Raw genomic sequence first — 17,698 nt, 5'->3', positions numbered from 1 at the left:
GCCCTTTCAGGGAGGGCCAGCGTGCCGCTGGAAGCTGTGGAGGCCAGACGGCTTTATCGCCAGGTCGCCGATCAATTGCGAAGCCTGATCGACAGCGGTGAATACGCGGTCGGCAGCCGCTTGCCGACCGAGCGCGAGCTCGCCGAGCAGCTCAAGATCTCGCGGCCGACTGTGCGCGAAGCTCTGATCGCGCTCGAGGTCGAAGGCCGCCTCCGCATCCGTGTCGGCTCCGGCATCTATGTGATCGAGCCCGCCGCCGTTGCGGCACACCCGCGCCTGCTTCCGTCATCGAGGGCCCGTTTGAGCTGCTGCGCGCCCGCGAATTCCTAGAGAGCGCGATCGCCGAAGAAGCCGCGCGCGTGGCGACGAAGGGCGACATTGCCCGCATCGATGCGTCCCTTGTCGCGATGGAGAATGTAGAACACCCCGGCGAAGCCTCGATGGTCCACGACCGCGCCTTCCACGTCGCGATCGCCGGAAGCCTCGGCAATGCCGTCTTGGTGCGCGTGGTCGGCGAGCTGTTCGACCAACGCCTCAATCCCTATTTCGCGCAGCTTGCGCATTATTTCGAGAGCCCCGGCACCTGGCGCACTGCGCTCGACGAGCATCACGCGGTGCGCGATGCGATCGCAGCGCATGATCCCGGGACCGCACGCGATGCGATGCGCGATCATCTTGCGCGATCCCAGGAGCGCTTTGCGCAGAATTTTGGCGCGGAGAACGCGGCAGGACCATCGTCCGGGCGCGCGGCGCAATCGACGGCAAAGCCGTCAAAACCGCAACATGCGCCGAAGAAAAAACGGGCTGCGAGCAGCAGCGCGCGGCGGCGATGAGATTGGGCGGTCCGCATCCAGGTCGGGGCGGGCGGACAAGAAGCAGACTTAGAAGATGGAGGAAAAATCAGTGTTGAAAAAGATCACAACGGTGCTGGCGGTCTCGGCCGCGGCCATGTTTGCTACGACCAATGCCGGCATGGCGCAGACCAAGCTCAAATGGGCTCATGTCTATGAGACTTCGGAGCCTTTCCATACCGCCTCGGTCTGGGCTGCGCAGGAGATCGGAAAGCGCACCAACGGGCGTTATGCGATCGACGTCTATCCGGCGTCGCAGCTCGGCAAGGAAGCCGACATCAACCAGGGCCTCTCGCTCGGCTCGGTCGACATCATCATTTCCGGATCGAGCTTCGCGGCCAAGAGCTTTCCGCCGATCGGCGTGACCTACTATCCCTACACGTTCCGCGACGCCGACCATCTGCTCGCCTATACCAAGAGCGACATCTTCAAGGAACTCGCCAAGGGCTATGAGGACAAGAGCGGCCACCACATCATCGCGGTGACCTATTACGGCGTGCGCCAGACTTCGTCGAACAAGCCGATCAAGACCTGTGCCGACCTCAAGGGCCTGAAGATGCGCGTGCCCGACGTTCCGGCCTATCTGGCGATGCCGCGCGCCTGTGGTGCCAACACTGCGCCGATCGCGTTCGCCGAAGTCTATCTCGCGCTCCAGAACGGCACCGTCGAAGCCCAGGAGAACCCGCTGACCACGATCGAGGCCAAGAAGTTCTACGAGGTGCAGAAGCACATCGTGCTGACCGGCCACATCGTCGACCACCTCAACACGGTGGTTGCGGGAGCGCTCTGGAAGAAGCTTAGCGACGAGGACAAGAAGATCTTCACGGACGTGGCGCAGGAAGCCGCCGCCAAGGCGACCGAGGAGATCAAGCAGAACGAAGCCAAACTGGTCGCCTTCTTCAAGGAGAAGGGCCTGACCGTGACCGAGGTCGACAAGAAAGAGTTCCGCGACACCGTGCTGAAGAACGTCGCGTTCGAGACCTTCGGCTATCGCAAGGCCGACTGGGAGCGGATCCAGGACGTGAAATAACAATAGGTCGTCATTCCGGGCGCGCGCTTCGCGAGGCCCGGAATGACGCTCGGTACTTTTGAGGAGTAACCCCATGTCCACAGTCGAAACGCACCGGCAGATCACCGGGGACGAGATCGCCCACACCTTCGAGGAGGAGGCGGCACCCAAGGTCGATCTCGGCGTCTACGCTTTCGAGGACTGGGTCGCGCTGGCGATCTTCTGGGTGATGGCGCTCGCGGTCTTCCTCCAGTTCTTCACCCGCTACGTGCTCAACGACAGCTACGCCTGGACCGAGGAGATTGCGACCTGCTGCCTGATCGGCGTGGTCTTCATCGGCTCCTCGATGTGCGTGCGGCTGTCGCGGCACATCCAGGTCGATCTCGTCTACCGCTATTTGCCGCACCTCGTGGCGCGCGCGCTGTCGACGGTGATCGACCTGATTCGGATCGCTTTCTTCGGCTACGCCATCAAGCTGGTCTGGGTCTACATCCAGATCATCGGCGACGAGTCCATGACCACGATCAATTTTCCCAAGGACTACGTCTACTACGCGGTGCTGCTCGGCTTCGTGCTGATGTTCGTGCGGTCGTTGCAGGTCGCAGTGCAGCATTTGCGACAGGGCTATTCGATCCTCGAACGTCCCGGCGCCTACGACGGTTTTGAAGGGTAGTTCGATGTTGCTGTTGCTTGGAGGCTTTCTCATCCTGATGCTGCTCGGCGTTCCCGTGGCGATCGCCATGGCCGCGTCGTCGCTGCTCTACATCCTGGTCAGCGGCGTGACGCCCGACGTCACGCTGGCGCAGCGCATGATCGCCGGCGTCGAGAGCTTTCCGCTGCTGGCCGTGCCGTTCTTCATCCTAGCCGGCAATCTCATGAACATCGCCGGCGTCACCGGGCGCATCTACAAGTTCGCCGTTGCGCTGGTCGGCTGGATGCGCGGCGGTCTCGGCCACGTCAACATCATCGGCTCGGTGATCTTCTCCGGCATGTCCGGCACCGCGATCGCGGATGCCGCCGGCCTCGGCACCATCGAGATCAAGGCGATGAAGGACCACGGCTATTCCACGGAATTCTCCGTCGGCGTCACCGCGGCCTCGGCGACGCTCGGGCCCATCATCCCGCCGTCGCTGCCGTTCGTGATCTACGGCATGATGGCGAATGTCTCGATCGGCGCGCTGTTTCTGGGAGGCGTCATTCCAGGCGTCGTCCTGACGTTGCTGATGATGGCCACCGTCACCTACTTCGCGCACAAGAACAAATGGGGCAGCGATACGCCGTTCTCCTGGCCGCAATTGGGATCGGCGGGGCTCGAGATCGTCGTCGTACTGAGCTTTCCGATGGCCGTCTGGCTTCTGACAGTCGCCGGTCTCTCCACCAATTGGGCGGTTGGGCTTGGCCTGGTCGTGCTGCTCGCGATCGACTGGTACTTCGACTTCTCGGCGGTGATGGCGCTGATGGCGCCGGTGATCCTGATCGGTGGCATGACGCTCGGCTGGTTCACGCCGACGGAAGCCGCGGTCGCCGCCGTGATCTGGTCGCTATTCCTCGGCCTGGTGCGCTACCGCACCATGACGATGAAGACGGTCGCGAAAGCGACCTTCGACACCATCGAGACCACGGCGTCGGTGCTGTTCATCGTCACGGCAGCCTCGATCTTCGCCTGGTTGCTCACGGTGTCGCAGGCAGCCCAGATGCTGTCGGACTGGATGCTCAGCATTACCCACAACAAATGGGTGTTCCTGGCGCTCGCCAACGTCCTGATCCTGTTCGTCGGTTGCTTCATCGACACCACGGCAGCGATCACCATTTTGGTGCCGATCCTGCTGCCGATCGTGCTCAAGCTCGGCATCGACCCGATCCATTTCGGTCTGATCATGACGTTGAACCTGATGATCGGCCTGCTACATCCGCCGCTCGGCATGGTCCTCTTCGTGCTCGCCCGAGTGGCAAAGCTCTCGGTCGAGCGCACGACGATTGCGATCCTGCCATGGCTGGTGCCGCTGATGGTTGCGCTGATCGCAATCACCTACATTCCTGAATTGACCCTCTGGCTGCCGAAATACATGGGACTTTCCAAATGACATCCACTTCTCTCGCCGCAACCCTGTTCGGACCCGAAGATCTGCGCATGATCGAGCATCCGCTCGACAAGCTCGCTGATGGCATGGTGCGCATCCGCTTCGGCGCCGGCGGCATCTGTGGCTCGGACATGCATTATTTCCGTCATGCCCGGACCGGCGATTTCGTGGTGAAGTCGCCGCTGGTGCTCGGCCACGAGATCTCCGGCGAGGTCGTGGAGATCGCGGGCGCCGCGGGGAACCTGAACGCCGGCGACCGCGTCGCCGTCAACCCGTCGCGCTGGTGCGGCCATTGCGTCGCTTGCCGCGAAGGTCGGCAAAACCTCTGCGAAAATATCTACTTCATGGGTTCGGCCTCGAAGACGCCGCACATGCAGGGCGGTTTTGCCAATTACTTCGATGCGATCCCGGCGCAATGCGTGAAGATCCCCGATCACGTGTCCTATCAGGCCGCGGCGCTGGCCGAGCCGCTCGCGGTCTGCCTGCACGCGGTCGCGCGTGCCGGCAACATCGAAGGCAAGCGCGGCATCATCTTCGGTGCCGGCCCGATCGGGCTTCTGACCATGCTCGCCGCGCGCCGCGCCGGCATGACCGACATCACGGTTGCCGACATCGCGCCGGCGCCGCTCGCCTTTGCAAGCCGCCTCGGCGCCTCTCACGTCGAAAACGTCGCGGGCGGTGAGGAAGGCCTGAAGGCACAAGCCGCGTCGCGTCTCTACGATGTCGCCTTCGAGGTCTCGGGCACGGCTGCTGGCCTCGCCAGCGCGATCGGCATCGTCAGGCGCGGAGGCATTGTCGTGCAGATCGGCAACCTTCCGGGCGGCCAGATTCCAGTGCCGGCCAATGCGGTGATGGCGAAGGAGATCGACCTTCGCGGCTCCTTCCGTTTCGGGCTCGAGTTCATGACTGCGGTGGAACTGATTTCTGCCGGCAGCGTCGACGTGCTGTCACTGGTCACCGCCGAGCGGCCGCTGTCCACCGCGCCGGAGGCGCTGCGGCTGGCGCTCGACCGCTCGCAGAGCGTCAAGGTCGTGCTGACCGCGAATTGATCGGAGAAAAGGGCATGATGCTAGAGGGATGGCGCTGGTACGGGCCTGATGATCCCGTCTCGCTGGATGACGTCAGGCAGGCCGGCGCGACCGATATCGTCTCGGCGCTGCATCAGGTGCCGATCGGCGAAGCCTGGACGCGCAAGGCGGTCGAGGAGCGCAAGAACTTCATCGAGCGCGGCCAGCCCGGCCGCTCGCAACTGACCTGGTCGGTGGTGGAATCGATTCCAATCCCGGACGACGTCAAGCGTCTTGGCGCCAAGGCGACGCGCTCGATCGAGACGTGGATCGCGAGCCTGGAGGCGGTAGCCGCCGCCGGTATCAAGATCATCTGCTACAATTTCATGCCGGTGGTCGACTGGTGCCGCACCGATCTCGAATGGGAGCTGCCGAACGGCGCCCAGGCCATGCGCTTTGACCAGGACCGCTTTTCGGCGTTCGAGCTGCACATCCTCAAGCGTCCCGCGGCGTTTCAGGAATACTCACCCGAGCAGCAGGCCCGCGCGAAAAAGCTGTTCGACCAGATGAGCCAGGCCGACATCGACTATCTCGTCATGGTGATCGCCAGCGCGTTGCCGGGGTCGACCACCGAGCCGATGACGATCCCGCAATTCCGCGATCGACTCGAAACATATCGCGACATCACGCCGAAAATCCTGCGGCAACATCTTGCCGAATTTTTGGGCCGCGTCACGCCCGTCGCCGAGCAGCTCGGGGTCTCGCTGACACTGCATCCCGACGATCCGCCGCGCCCGCTGTTCGGCCTGCCGCGCATTGCCTCGTCCGCCGATGACTATCAGGCGCTGTTCGATGCCGTTCCGTCCAAGGCCAACGGCATCTGCCTGTGCACGGGTTCGCTCGGCGTGCGCGCCGAGAACAACCTCCCCGCAATGGCCGAGCGCTTCGGCCCGCGCGTCGCATTTGCACATCTGCGCGCGACCAAGCGCGAGGCCGATGGCCTGTCGTTCTACGAGTCCGATCACCTCGACGGCGATGTCGACATGATCGCGGTGCTGAAGGCGCTCCTGAAGGAGAACGCGCGGCGTTCGCCCGACAAGAGAATCGTGTTCCGGCCTGACCACGGCCACCGCATGCTCGACGATCTCGCGGCCACCAAGCGCACCAATCCCGGGTACACCGCGATCGGCCGCCTCCGCGGCCTCGCCGAGCTCCGCGGCGCGATCCGCGCGATCGAGCATCAATAGCAGGCAGCTGCGCCGAGCTTCGGATCGAGCCGGCCGATCATTGGCGCGGCGCTCGATCATGGCCGCCGCGTCCTCGCGAATGGGCGGATGTGCAAAGACCAGGGGCGGGCATGACGCCTGCGCAGGGTGCGAAAAGCCATTCGATCTTGCGCGCCCTGCCGGCCTGTCCTACGCCAGCTCTGAACAAGATTTTCGCGAAGCCATGAAGCGCATCGCCAAAGCCTCGAGGGAGCCGTCATGACCATTCGCAACACCCGCACCGGGGGCCAGATCCTGATCGATCAGCTGGTCGCGCAAGGCGTCGAGCGCGTCACCTGCGTGCCGGGCGAGAGCTACCTCGCGGCGCTCGATGCGCTGCATGACAGCCCGATCGACGTCATGATCTGCCGCGCCGAGGGCGGCGCCGCGATGATGGCGGAGGCCTACGGCAAGCTCACGGGCCGCCCCGGAATCTGCTTCGTCACCCGCGGCCCCGGCGCCACCAACGCCAGCCACGGCGTCCACATCGCGATGCAGGATTCGACGCCGATGATCCTGTTCGTCGGCCAGGTCGACACCGGCATGCGCGAGCGCGAGGCGTTTCAGGAGCTCGACTACAAGGCTGTGTTCGGCACCATGGCGAAATGGGCGGTCGAGATCGATCGTCCCGACCGCATTCCGGAGCTGGTCGCGCGGGCCTTCCGCGTCGCCATGCAGGGCCGTCCCGGTCCCGTCGTGATCTCGCTGCCGGAGAACATGCTGACCGAGACCGCGGCCGTTGCGGACGCGATGCGTATCGAGCCGGCGGTGAGCTGGCCCGCGCCTTCTGATATCGAGCGCGTTGGCGCCATGCTTGCCAGCGCCAAGGCGCCGCTCGTCATTCTCGGCGGTTCGCGCTGGACAGACGAGGCGACCAGGAGGATCGCGCGGTTTGCCGAGCGGTTCGACCTGCCGGTCGCGACCTCGTTCCGCCGAGCGTCGCTCATCGACGCCGATCACTCGCACTATGCCGGCGATCTCGGCATCGGCCCGAGCCCGGGCCTGAAGGCGCGCATCGACGGCGCCGATGTCATTCTGCTCATCGGCGGCCGCATGTCGGAAATGCCGTCTTCGTCCTACACGCTGTTTGATATTCCGACCCCGCAGCAGAAGCTGATCCACGTGCATCCGGGTTCGGAAGAGCTTGGCCGCGTCTATCAGCCGGCGCTCGCGATTCAGGCGACGCCCGCCGCATTCGCCGAAGCGGTCGAGGCGCTGAAGCCGGCTGGAGCCGTTGCCTGGAAGGGCGAGGCCGCCAAGGCGCATGCCGATTATCTGGCCTGGACCGACAAAGCGCGCGAGCTGCCCGGCACGTTCCAGTACGGCCAGGTCATGACCTGGCTGCGCGACCGGCTGCCGAAGGACGCGATCGTCTGCAACGGCGCTGGAAACTATGCTGGCTGGATCCACCGCCATCACCGCTTCCACAGCTTTGCGGCCCAGCTTGCGCCGACCTCAGGCTCGATGGGCTATGGGGTGCCGGCGGCGGTGCTCGCCAAGCGGCAATATCCGGATCGCACCGTCATCGCCTTCGCGGGCGACGGCTGCTTCCTGATGAACGGGCAGGAGTTCGCGACCGCCGTGCAATACGACGCGCCGCTCGTCGTCATCGTCGTCGACAATTCGCAATACGGCACCATCCGCATGCACCAGGAGCGCGACTATCCCGGCCGCATAGTCGGCACCCAGCTGAAGAACCCGGATTTTGCGATGTACGCAAAAGCGTTCGGCGGCCATGGCGAGCGCGTCGAGCGTACCGAAGAGTTCGCGCCGGCCTTCGAGCGTGCGCTCGCCTCGGGCAAGCCGTCGATCCTCCACTGCATCATCGATTCGCGCGCGATGTCGGTCGGCAAGGACTTTGCCCCTGCGGTGAAGGCTTAAGCCATGTCCAAGGGCCGCCACGTCGCCATCATCGGTGCCGGCGCGGTCGGCGTGATCAGCGCAATCGAAGCGCTGCGCGAGGGACATCGCGTCACGCTGATCGACGCAGGCGAGCCCGGTGGCGAACAGGCGGCGAGCTACGGCAATGCCGGCTGGCTCTCCTCGCATTCGGTGATCCCGCCGGCCGAGCCCGGCGTCTGGAAGAAGGTGCCGTTCTATCTGATGGACCCGCTCGGGCCGCTCGCGATCCGCTGGTCTTACTTGCTGAAGGCGTTGCCCTGGCTGATCAGATATCTGCTCTCGGGCTGGACCGAGGCTCGCGTCGAGAAGACGGCCTTTGCGCTGCGCGACCTCCTGAAGGACGCGCCGCTGTTGCACAGGAAGCTCGCGGAGGAGGCGGGCGTTCCTGAGCTGGTGGAACGCAACGGCGTGATGCATGTGTTTCCGTCACGCGGGAACTTCGACAACGATCTCGGCTGGCGCCTGCGCGGAAAGGTCGGCGTCGAATGGATGGAGCTTAACGCCGACGAGATTCGTCAGCGCGAGCCGGATCTGCATCCGCGCTACACCTTCGGCGTGGTGGTGGAAGAGGCCGGGCGCTGCCGCGATCCCGGTGCCTATGTCGCAGCCCTCGCGCAACATGCGCTGGCAAGTGGCGCGCAGCTTGTGCGGGCCAAGGCGACGGGGCTCAAGCTTTCCGGCAACAAGCTCGTTGCAGTGATCACCGAGACCGGCGAGATTCCCTGCGATGCCGCGGTGATTGCCGCCGGCGCGCATTCGAAGCGGCTCACCGCATCCATTGGTGATCCGCTGCCGCTGGAGACCGAGCGCGGCTATCACGTCATGATCGAGAATCCGGAATCGGGCCCGCGCAGCTCGATGATGGCATCGGATGCGAAGATGGTAGTGAACTGGACCGACAAGGGTTTGCGCGCCGCCGGCACGGTCGAGATCGCAGGCCTCGAGGCCGAACCGAACTGGAAGCGCGCCGAGATCCTGCGCGACAACCTCCTCGGCATGTTCCCGAAACTGCCGACGGACATTCCGTCTTCCCGTATCAAGACCTGGTTTGGCCATCGGCCGAGCATGCCGGACGGACGTCCCTGCATCGGCTACGCGCGCGCCTCGCGCGACGTCGTCTATGCCTTCGGCCACGGCCATATCGGCCTGGTCGGTTCGGCCCGCACCGGCCGTCTCGTCGCCCAGCTTCTGAGCGGCAAGCCACCGGAGATTCCGCTCGCACCGTTCGCGCCCGATCGTTTCCTCTGAGATCGCACCATGACCACTCCAGCCAACTCGTCCTCCCGTATCGCCCGTGGCGGCAAGGCCATCTACGGCGCGCCGCTCGGCATCTTGATGCTGGAGGCGCGCTTTCCTCGCATTCCCGGCGACATGGGCAACGGCACCACCTGGCCTTTCCCCGTGCTCTATCGCGTCGTGAGCGGCGCTTCGCCGGAGAAGGTGGTGCTGAACGGCGCCGCCGGTTTGCTGCCTGATTTCATCGATGCGGCGCAGGATCTGGTGCGGCTCGGGGCCGAAGCCATCACCACCAATTGCGGCTTCCTCTCGCTGTTCCAGAAGGAGATCGCAGCCGCGGCCGGCGTTCCCGTCGCGACCTCGTCACTGATGCAGGTGCCGTGGGTGCAGGCGACCTTGCCGCCGGGCAAGCGCGTCGGTCTCGTCACGGTGTCCGGCTCGACCTTGACGCCGGCCCATCTCGAAGGCGCCGGCGTGCCGCTCGACACGCCGCTGGTAGGCACCGAGCACGGCAAGGAATTCTTCCGCGTCCTGATCAAGGCCGAGAAGGACGATATGGACATCGCTCAGGCCGAGCTTGACGTGGTCGAGGCCGGCAAGGAGCTGGTCGCCAGGAATCCTGATGTCGGCGCCATCGTGCTCGAATGCACCAACATGCCGCCCTACGCGGCCGCGCTTCAGGCCGAGGTCGGACTGCCCGTCTATGATATCTATTCCATGATTACGTGGTTTCATGCCGGACTGCGGCCGCGCCGGTTTGGCTAGAGGTCGAGAAGCTGCCTATCGACCGCATCACCTCCGCGATCAAGGAAGCTAAGCGCAGATCATCCCGCCTTTGCTGCAGCTATACAATCCCTCGATATCTGGTTGTGCCAGACGGTCTGAGCCTCCCTATCAGAACATCGCTAGCATGCTTCCGAAATTCAAGGAGACACGCGGTGCACAGCCCTCAGACCAATCTCGAAACGCGCGCCGGCGATGACTGGCCGTCCGAGCTCTACCGCATCCTGAAAGCCGCCGACGTGCGGCAGATGTCCTATGTGCCCGATGCCGGCCACAGCCAGCTCATCCGCCTGTTCTCAGCCGACCGCGACGTCACCACCAACGTGCTGACGACGGAGGAAGAGGGCATCGCCATTGCCGCGGGCGCCTGGCTCGGCGGGCAGCGCAGCGTGCTGCTGATGCAGTCGAGCGGGGTCGGCAATTGCATCAACATGCTGTCGCTGTCGGCGATCGGGCGATTTCCACTGCTGATGCTGGTGACGATGCGCGGCGAATGGGCCGAGTTCAATCCCTGGCAGGTGCCGATGAGCCGGGCGACGCAGCCCGCGCTGGAGGCGATCGGCCTGAAGGTGATGCGTGCGGAGACGCCGGAGGATCTGGTCGAGACGGTCGAATCGGCCGCAGCGCTCGCCTACCAATCCGATCAGCAGGTCGCAGTCCTGATCGGGCAACGTCTGATCGGCAAGAAGAAGTGGTGATGCCAATGCAAGCTCAACTCGACCGCCGTGCCGCCGTGGCCGCACTCCTGAAGAATCGCAAGGACACGCTGGTCATCTCCGGCCTGGGCTCGCCGACCTACGACCTTCATTCGGTCGGCGACCACGACGGCAATTTTTATCTCTGGGGCGCCATGGGCGGCGCCGCGCTGATCGGGCTTGGCCTCGCTCAGGCCCAGCCGGCAATGCGCGTGCTGGCCCTCACTGGCGATGGCGAGCAGCTCATGGGCCTCGGCGGTCTCGCCACCATCGGCGTTGCGCGCCCGCGCAATCTCGACATCGTCGTGATCGACAACCAGCATTTTGGCGAGACCGGAATGCAGGCAAGCCACACCGGGCGCGGGGTCGATCTCACCGCCATCGCCACGGCCTGCGGCTTTGTTGCGACCGGGACGGTGCGGACGCTCGAGGAAGTGGAGCGCCTCACGCGGCAGATCGCCGAGCCGGCTGATGGTCCGCGGCTTTTTGTCATCAAGGTTCTGGCCGAAAATCCGCCACGATCGCTGCCCTCGCGCGATGCCGTCTTTATCAAGAACCGGTTCCGTGCTCATCTGGGTTTCGCGGCTGCGTAAGCCGGGTCTCACCCGGCAACAGCTTGCCTCAAGCAGCTATTCTGGAGTGGGACCATGAAACTAACCGGCAAGGTCGCCGCCATCACCGGCGCGGCGCGCGGCATCGGCAAGGCTTGCGCGAAACGATTCCTGGACGACGGCGTCAAAGTCGTCATCTCGGATGTCGATGCCGATGGCCTTGCCGCGACGGCTGCCGAACTGGGGCGGCCGGACGCCTTGCGCACCATCGTCGGCAATGTTGCCAGGCGCGCTGACATCGACCAGCTCGTGGCCACCGCCGTGAAGGAGTTCGGCCGGCTGGACGTCATGGTCAACAACGCCGGCGTTGCCCGCAACCAGGACATTCTGGAGATCTCCGAACAGGATTTCGACGACGTCATCGCCATCAACTTGAAGGGTGCGTTCTTCGGGGTGCAGGCGGCGGCCAAGCAGATGATCGCGCAAGGCGGCGGGGTGATCATCAACATGTCTTCGGTCAACGCGCTGCTGGCGATCCCGACGCTCGCGACCTACGCCATCTCCAAGGGCGGCATGAAGCAGCTGACGAGTGTCGCCGCCGTCGCGCTTGCCCCGCACAACATCCGCGTCGTCGCGGTCGGACCGGGTACGATTCTGACCGACATGGTGGCGTCCGCCATCTACACATCCGAAGATGCCCGCAAGACCGTGCTGTCGCGCACGCCGGCGGGCCGCGGCGGCGAGCCGGGCGAGGTGGCTTCCGTCGTGGCGTTCCTGGCAAGCGACGATGCGTCCTACATCACTGGGCAGACCATCTACCCAGACGGCGGCCGGCTGATCCTGAACTATACGGTGCCGGTGAAGTAGATCACTCCGCCGCAACCGTCATCCCGTGGCCCAGCCGTTTCGAAATGCTGCCGGCACAGTCGCGCAAGGCATGGGCGGTCGGGCTGTCCCAGCGCGCATCAAAAGTGCCTTCCGGTCCCATTGCAGTGATGACCAGGGCGACGTGGCCGGAATGGTCGAATACGGGCGCGGAGAATGCGTTGACGCCGGGCAGGGGATCGCCGAGCGCGCGGGCGAGGCCGTGCTTGCGGACCTCTGTGAGCATCTCAGTGACCTTCGCGCCTTTCACCGCGCGCTTCGGATTATATCCGACGCCGTGGCGATCGAGGCCGCTTTCGAGTGCGGCGTTGATGGTCTTCTCCGGCAGGAAGGCCGCAAAGGCCCGCCCTGTAGCGGTCTCCAGCAGCGCCATCACCGAGCCGGCCCGCATCACGATGTGCACGGGCTGGCCAGGCTCTTCGAGCTGCACCACGGTCGGGCCGTGCGTGCCCCAGACCGCCAGCGAGACCGCGTGCCCAATGTGACTTGCGAGCGCCGCGATCTTCGGCCGCGCGATGCGTACGCCGGACAGGCGGCGCAGGCTGATCAGGCCGAGCTCCAGCGCCAGTGCGCCGATCTCGTAGCGGCCAGTGGTCTCGTCCTGCTCGATCAGCCCGATGCGGGAGAAGCTGGCCAGATAAGGATGCGCCTTGGCCGGCGTCATGCCGGCCTCGCGCGCGAGATCGCGCAGCATCATCGGCTCACCGCATCTCGCCAGCGCGCGGAGCAATTCTCCGCCGACCTCGATCGACTGGATGCCGCGGCTTTCTCTCTTCATGCGTCTCCTGGCGTGTGGCTTACGCCGCGTCGCGCTTGGCGGCGCTATCGGCGAGATGACGGCCGGCAATGTAGCCGAAGGTCAGCGCCGGCCCAAGCGTAATGCCGGCACCGGGATAATTGCCGCCCATGATGCTCGCCATGTCGTTGCCGGCGGCATAGAGCCCGGGAATCACCCGTCCCTCCGCATCGAGCGCTCGCGCGTTCTCGTCAGTGACGATGCCGGCATAGGTGCCGAGATCGCCGACCACCATCTTGATCGCGTAGAACGGGCCGTTCTCGATCGGCGCGACGCAGGGGTTCGGGCCGTGCAGCGCATCGCCCTGGTAGCGGTTATAGGCCTTTGATCCCTTGCCGAAGGCCGCGTCATGACCCAGTGGTGCGGTCGCATTGAACTGCTTGACGGTCTCGGTGAACGCGGTGGCATCAATACCCGCTTTTGCCGCAAGCGCCTCCAGCGTCTCGCCGCGCAAGAGATAGCCGGTGTTGAGGTGATGACCTGTTGGCATCGGGAACGGCGGCACGCAGCCGAGGCCGTATTTGCGCAGGGTCGGGTGATCGCAGACGAGGTACGCCGCGATCTCCTCGCCGGGCTTCGCCGCCTTGACCATGGCCTGGACGAAGTCGTGATAGGAATTGCCCTCGTTGGCAAAGCGCTTGCCGTCGCGCATCACCGCGATTACGCCGGGTTTTGCGCGGTCGATGAAATGCGGCATCACGCCGTTTGAACCGTCCTTGCGCTTGGTGACCGAGACCGGGACCCAGGCTGCCGCGTTCGGCAGGCGGTCCTCGACACGCCCGCCGGCGCTTTCTGCAAGGCGCAGGCCGTCGCCGGTGTTGCCGGTCGGTCCCGGCGAAAAATGCTCGTTGCCGGTCGGCGCGTGTGGGAACATCTTCTTGCGCCGTTCCACATCGTGCGGAAAGCCGCCGCAGGCGAGCACGACGCCTTGTCTTGCACGAATGCGGACGTCGCGTCCCTCGCGGGCGACAATGGCGCCGGTGACAGTGCCGTTCTCGACCGTCAGCTCACGCACCGGCGAGGACAGCCACATCGGAATCTTCAGGTCTTGCGCGGATTTTGCCAGGCGCCCGGCGAGCGCATTGCCGTTGGTCAGGGTCATGCCGCGGCCGTAGCGCAGCACGTCCATCAAATGGCGCGACAGGCGCTTTGCGACATAGACGGCCGAGGTCAGCGACTTCGTCGCGCGCATGAAATGGACGATGTCTCCTTGCCGGATCCGAGCATCATGCCGAATACGGTCAGCTCCGGCAGGGGCATGCCGAGGGTCTTGATCTGGTCGCCGAGCTCTCGGCCGTCGAACGGGCGCGCCACCATCGAACGGCCACCCTGGGTGCCTCCGGGCGCCTCGGCGTGGTAGTCCGGGAATACCAGCGGCATGTCGAAGCGGAGCGCGGTCTTGCTGGTGAAGAAACCGACCGCCTCGGGCCCGGCGCTCAGGAATGCATCGACGCGCGCGGCGTCATAATTGTTGCCGGCTTCGTGCCGCAGATAGGTGCGGGCCTGCTCCGGCGTCTCCTCGATGCCGTAAGCCTTCGCCAGCGACGTGCCGGGAATCCACAACCAACCGCCGGAGCGGGCGGTAGTGCCGCCGAAGCGTGGCTCCTTCTCGACGATCAGGACGTCGAGGCCGCGATAGCGCGCGGTGATCGCGGCCGACATCCCGGATGCGCCAGATCCGGCCACGAGCACATCGCACTCGTAAGTCTCAATTGCGTTGCGCTCGTTGCCGGTCATGCGGGCCTCACTTCTTGAGCAGCGGACATTTGGACTCGGAGACCGGGCGGAAGGCGTCCTCGCCCTTTACCGTCTTGACGATCTCCAGGTAATCCCAAGGCTCCTTGGACTGCTCGGGTGTTTTCACCTTGGCGAGATACATGTCGCGAATGACGCGGCCGTCCTCGCGCAAGCGTCCGCCATGAACGAATGTATCCTCGATTGGCAGCTCGCGCATCTTGGCCATCGCCTTTGCGGGGTCATCGGTGCCGGCGGCCTTGATGGCCTTGAGATAATGCAGCACCGAGCCGTAGACGCCGGTCTGGATCATGGTCGGCATCACCTTGGTGCGCTCGTAGAATTTCCGCGACCATGCGCGGGTCGCCTCGTCCATGTTCCAATACGACGCCGTGGTCATGTAGGTGCCCTGCGCGGATTTGAGGCCGATCGCATGCACGTCGGTGTCGAACATCAAGAGGCCGACCAGCTTCTGGCCGCCCTGGACCAGGCCGAACTCGCCGGACTGCTTGATGGCGTTGTCGGTGTCCTGGCCGGCATTGGCGAAGGCCACCACATCGGCCTTCGAGCTTTGCGCCTGCAGCGCGAAGGAGGAGAAGTCCGCCGTGTTGGTCGGGTGCTTCACGCCGCCCAAAACCTTGCCGCCCATCTCGTTGATGAAGCGCGTGGCGTCCTTCTCGAGCTGTTGGCCAAAGGCGTAGTCCGCGGTGATGAAGTACCAGGATTTTCCGCCTTCCTTGATCACCGCGGAGGCCGTCACCTTGGACAGCGCATAGGTGTCATAGGTGAAGTGCACGGTGTTCGGGCTGCACAGCTCGTCAGTCAGCGAGCTCGCGCCGGGGCCGGAGAGCAGCGCGATCTTGTTGCGCTCGCGCACCATGTTGTGCACGGCGATCGCGATGCCGGAATTGGGGATGTCGACGACGGCATCGACCTTGCCGTTGTCGAACCAGCCGCGCACGATCTGCACGCCGACGTCGGTCTTCATCTGATGGTCGGCGCTGATGATCTCGATCGGCTTGCCGAGCACGGTGGGCCCGAATTCCTCCACCGCCATCTTCGCGGCTTCGACCGAGCCAGGCCCGCTGTTGTCGCGGCCCCAGCTCGATAGATCCGTGAGCACGCCGATCCGCACCGCGTCGTCGGAGACTTGCGCGCTCGCGACGGTGGTCATGGCAGCCGAAGACATGGCCGCGAGCATGGCGCAGGCCAAAAACCCTCTCATCGTCATTCCCTCTCTTTTATGGGCCGCTTGGCGCGGCTGGTTGTTCTGGAGTTAATTAGATAATGACGAATCAATTTGTCAATGACGAATAGCGGTCCTGGGGTGGGTTCCGCTGTCCCGCGGACGGCGCCGCCAAAGTGAGCGCGCAACTGCTCCCACACCCGTCATTGCGAGCGGAGCGAAGCAATCCAGAATCCTTCCGCGGGGGCACTCTGCATTGCTTCGTCGCAAGGGCTCCTCGCAATGACGGGTGTTGAAGCAGCGACGCGCAAAATTTCGCACCGTAATCCCCGGGCAAGCCAACACGCCCGCAGGTTGCAACCGCCATTATGATTGGCCATGATGCCGCCCGGGAATTTTGGGGCGCATGGCATGACGGCAGCATCGGGGGTCTCCGCGGCGGCGGAGAAATCGACGACGGCGCATGTGGTGTGGGCGAGCGCGCTCGGCACCGCGATCGAGTGGTACGACTTCCTGATCTACGGCACGGCCGCCGCCCTCGTGTTCAACAAGTTGTTCTTCCCGAGCTTCGATCCCTTCGTCGGCACGCTGGCGGCGTTCTCAACCTATGCAGTCGGCTTCGTGGCGCGGCCGATCGGCGGCGCGATCATCGGGCATTATGGCGACCGGCTCGGCCGCAAGAAGATGCTGGTCGCGACCATGATCGCGATGGGGCTCGGCACGTTCCTGATCGGCTGCCTGCCGACCTACAGCCAGATCGGCGTCTGGGCGCCAATCTTCCTTGTCATCTTGCGCTTCATCCAGGGCATCGGGCTCGGTGGCGAGTGGAGCGGCGCGGTGGTCATGGTGGCCGAGCACGCCGGCAATCGCCGCGGTTTCTATGGCAGTCTGGTGCAGATCGGCTTTCCCGTCGGCGTCGCCGCCTCCACCGGCATTTTTGGTCTGATGACGAAACTGCCCGAAGCCGATTTCCTCAGTTGGGGCTGGCGCGTGCCGTTCCTGATCAGCATCCTGCTCGTCGGGATCGGCTTCATCGTGCGGCTGAAACTCGCGGAGACGCCGCACTTCAAGGAGGTGGTCGAGCGCAACGAGGTGCTGGCACAGCCGGTGATGGAAGTCCTGCGCCGCGACTGGCGCAGTTTCCTGCTCGCGATCGGCATCACCGTCTCTGAAGTCGGGCTCGCTTATCTCCTCACCGTCTTCACCGTGGTCTATGCCAAGACGCAGCTCGGCCTACCGCGGCAGGTGATCCTGGATGCGGTGGTCTATGCCGCGCTCGTCGAGCTCGCGACGCTGCCGCTCGCCGGCTGGCTGTCCGACATCTTCGGCCGCAAGGCACTGTATCTCGCCGGCGGCGTATTCACGGTGGCGCTGGCGTTTCCGTTGTTCTGGTTCCTCGACACCAGGGAGCCGGCGCTGATCACGCTCGCGCTCGTCGTCACGATGACCCTGACGCATGCGCTGCTGTTCGGGCCGAAGGCCGCCTTCATGCCGGAGCTGTTCCGCACCCAGGTGCGCTACAGTGGTGCGTCGCTGGGCGCCAACGTCGCGGCCGCGCTCAGTGGCGGCTTCTCGCCGCTGATTGCGACGGCACTGCTCGCATGGGCCGGCTCGTACTGGGCGGTGTCGGTCTACATCATCGGGCTCTCGATCATCACGATCATCGCAACGCTGATGGCGCCGGAGACCGCGCGGGGCCCGCTGAGATCCTGAGGGC

Annotated in this window: 14 protein-coding genes and 2 pseudogenes; 13 read left to right on the top strand and 3 right to left on the bottom strand. The window is 64.7% G+C overall.

What is annotated here, in order from left to right:
* Window positions 1-21 precede the first annotated feature (21 nt).
* From ACVWW3_RS21760 to ACVWW3_RS21705, 12 genes and pseudogenes are all read left to right on the top strand, one after another.
* A pseudogene (locus ACVWW3_RS21760) lies at window positions 22-833 on the top strand (FadR/GntR family transcriptional regulator).
* Between the two features lie 55 nt (window positions 834-888).
* Entirely contained in the window at window positions 889-1,881 is a 993-nt protein-coding gene (locus ACVWW3_RS21755; RefSeq protein WP_456648703.1) for a sialic acid TRAP transporter substrate-binding protein SiaP, read from the top strand.
* A 73-nt stretch (window positions 1,882-1,954) separates the two neighbouring features.
* Entirely contained in the window at window positions 1,955-2,533 is a 579-nt protein-coding gene (locus ACVWW3_RS21750; RefSeq protein WP_456648704.1) for a TRAP transporter small permease, read from the top strand.
* A 4-nt stretch (window positions 2,534-2,537) separates the two neighbouring features.
* Window positions 2,538-3,944, top strand: a complete 1,407-nt coding sequence (locus tag ACVWW3_RS21745; RefSeq protein ID WP_247442893.1) for a TRAP transporter large permease — start codon at window positions 2,538-2,540, stop codon at window positions 3,942-3,944.
* A complete protein-coding gene (locus ACVWW3_RS21740; protein ID WP_456648705.1) occupies window positions 3,941-4,990 on the top strand; it encodes an L-idonate 5-dehydrogenase in 1,050 nt (349 codons plus the stop codon). Before ACVWW3_RS21745 ends, ACVWW3_RS21740 begins: the two co-directional genes overlap by 4 nt.
* A gap of 14 nt (window positions 4,991-5,004) precedes the next feature.
* The gene (uxuA, locus tag ACVWW3_RS21735; RefSeq protein WP_456672107.1) at window positions 5,005-6,195 is read left to right on the top strand and encodes a mannonate dehydratase; all 1,191 of its coding nucleotides are present in this window, start codon (window positions 5,005-5,007) and stop codon (window positions 6,193-6,195) included.
* 237 nt (window positions 6,196-6,432) lie between these two features.
* Window positions 6,433-8,094, top strand: coding sequence for a thiamine pyrophosphate-binding protein (locus tag ACVWW3_RS21730; protein ID WP_456648706.1), 1,662 nt, complete (start codon window positions 6,433-6,435; stop codon window positions 8,092-8,094).
* Between the two features lie 3 nt (window positions 8,095-8,097).
* Complete coding sequence (locus ACVWW3_RS21725) at window positions 8,098-9,363, top strand: NAD(P)/FAD-dependent oxidoreductase (protein WP_456648707.1); 1,266 nt, start codon at window positions 8,098-8,100, stop codon at window positions 9,361-9,363.
* Window positions 9,364-9,372: 9 nt separating this feature from the next.
* Entirely contained in the window at window positions 9,373-10,116 is a 744-nt protein-coding gene (locus ACVWW3_RS21720) for an aspartate/glutamate racemase family protein (RefSeq protein ID WP_456672106.1), read from the top strand.
* Between the two features lie 173 nt (window positions 10,117-10,289).
* Window positions 10,290-10,832 (top strand): phosphonopyruvate decarboxylase, encoded by a 543-nt coding sequence (locus ACVWW3_RS21715; RefSeq protein WP_456648708.1) that lies wholly within the window; start codon window positions 10,290-10,292, stop codon window positions 10,830-10,832.
* Window positions 10,832-11,422: a thiamine pyrophosphate-dependent enzyme gene (locus ACVWW3_RS21710; RefSeq protein WP_456672105.1), complete on the top strand. Its 591-nt coding sequence runs from the start codon at window positions 10,832-10,834 to the stop codon at window positions 11,420-11,422. Before ACVWW3_RS21715 ends, ACVWW3_RS21710 begins: the two co-directional genes overlap by 1 nt.
* A gap of 54 nt (window positions 11,423-11,476) precedes the next feature.
* On the top strand, window positions 11,477-12,247 hold the full coding sequence (locus ACVWW3_RS21705) for an SDR family NAD(P)-dependent oxidoreductase (protein WP_456648709.1): 771 nt from the start codon (window positions 11,477-11,479) through the stop codon (window positions 12,245-12,247).
* A 1-nt stretch (window position 12,248) separates the two neighbouring features.
* On the opposite strand, the gene ACVWW3_RS21700 is transcribed toward ACVWW3_RS21705, so the two are convergent.
* The 3 genes and pseudogenes from ACVWW3_RS21700 to ACVWW3_RS21690 all read right to left on the bottom strand — a co-directional run bounded on the left by ACVWW3_RS21700 (window position 12,249) and on the right by ACVWW3_RS21690 (window position 16,020).
* Window positions 12,249-13,043 carry an IclR family transcriptional regulator gene (locus ACVWW3_RS21700; RefSeq protein ID WP_247442875.1) on the bottom strand — a complete coding sequence of 265 codons (795 nt, stop codon included), beginning with the start codon at window positions 13,041-13,043 and terminating at the stop codon, window positions 12,249-12,251.
* 19 nt (window positions 13,044-13,062) lie between these two features.
* Window positions 13,063-14,798 (bottom strand): annotated as a pseudogene (locus tag ACVWW3_RS21695) (FAD-dependent oxidoreductase).
* A gap of 7 nt (window positions 14,799-14,805) precedes the next feature.
* A complete protein-coding gene (locus ACVWW3_RS21690; RefSeq protein WP_456648711.1) occupies window positions 14,806-16,020 on the bottom strand; it encodes an ABC transporter substrate-binding protein in 1,215 nt (404 codons plus the stop codon).
* A gap of 372 nt (window positions 16,021-16,392) precedes the next feature.
* Here ACVWW3_RS21690 and ACVWW3_RS21685 point away from each other — a divergent pair, with 372 nt between their 5' ends.
* Window positions 16,393-17,694, top strand: coding sequence for an MFS transporter (locus tag ACVWW3_RS21685; protein ID WP_456648712.1), 1,302 nt, complete (start codon window positions 16,393-16,395; stop codon window positions 17,692-17,694).
* The last annotated feature ends 4 nt before the right edge of the window (window positions 17,695-17,698 follow it).

The organism is Bradyrhizobium sp. LM2.9 (assembly GCF_054056555.1).
The sequence above is the reverse complement of the archived record's forward strand: the minus strand, read 5'-3'. Positions and strand labels throughout refer to the sequence as shown.

What these genes read in the sequence shown, in the direction of transcription:
- ACVWW3_RS21690 (WP_456648711.1), bottom strand. Translation starts at nt 16,020, where the DNA reads ATGAGAGGGTTTTTGGCCTGCGCCATGCTCGCGGCCATGTCTTCGGCT.
- ACVWW3_RS21750 (WP_456648704.1), top strand. Translation starts at nt 1,955, where the DNA reads ATGTCCACAGTCGAAACGCACCGGCAGATCACCGGGGACGAGATCGCC.
- ACVWW3_RS21725 (WP_456648707.1), top strand. Translation starts at nt 8,098, where the DNA reads ATGTCCAAGGGCCGCCACGTCGCCATCATCGGTGCCGGCGCGGTCGGC.
- ACVWW3_RS21685 (WP_456648712.1), top strand. Translation starts at nt 16,393, where the DNA reads ATGACGGCAGCATCGGGGGTCTCCGCGGCGGCGGAGAAATCGACGACG.
- ACVWW3_RS21710 (WP_456672105.1), top strand. Translation starts at nt 10,832, where the DNA reads ATGCCAATGCAAGCTCAACTCGACCGCCGTGCCGCCGTGGCCGCACTC.
- ACVWW3_RS21745 (WP_247442893.1), top strand. Translation starts at nt 2,538, where the DNA reads ATGTTGCTGTTGCTTGGAGGCTTTCTCATCCTGATGCTGCTCGGCGTT.
- ACVWW3_RS21740 (WP_456648705.1), top strand. Translation starts at nt 3,941, where the DNA reads ATGACATCCACTTCTCTCGCCGCAACCCTGTTCGGACCCGAAGATCTG.
- ACVWW3_RS21700 (WP_247442875.1), bottom strand. Translation starts at nt 13,043, where the DNA reads ATGAAGAGAGAAAGCCGCGGCATCCAGTCGATCGAGGTCGGCGGAGAA.
- ACVWW3_RS21720 (WP_456672106.1), top strand. Translation starts at nt 9,373, where the DNA reads ATGACCACTCCAGCCAACTCGTCCTCCCGTATCGCCCGTGGCGGCAAG.
- uxuA (WP_456672107.1), top strand. Translation starts at nt 5,005, where the DNA reads ATGATGCTAGAGGGATGGCGCTGGTACGGGCCTGATGATCCCGTCTCG.
- ACVWW3_RS21730 (WP_456648706.1), top strand. Translation starts at nt 6,433, where the DNA reads ATGACCATTCGCAACACCCGCACCGGGGGCCAGATCCTGATCGATCAG.
- ACVWW3_RS21705 (WP_456648709.1), top strand. Translation starts at nt 11,477, where the DNA reads ATGAAACTAACCGGCAAGGTCGCCGCCATCACCGGCGCGGCGCGCGGC.
- ACVWW3_RS21755 (WP_456648703.1), top strand. Translation starts at nt 889, where the DNA reads ATGGAGGAAAAATCAGTGTTGAAAAAGATCACAACGGTGCTGGCGGTC.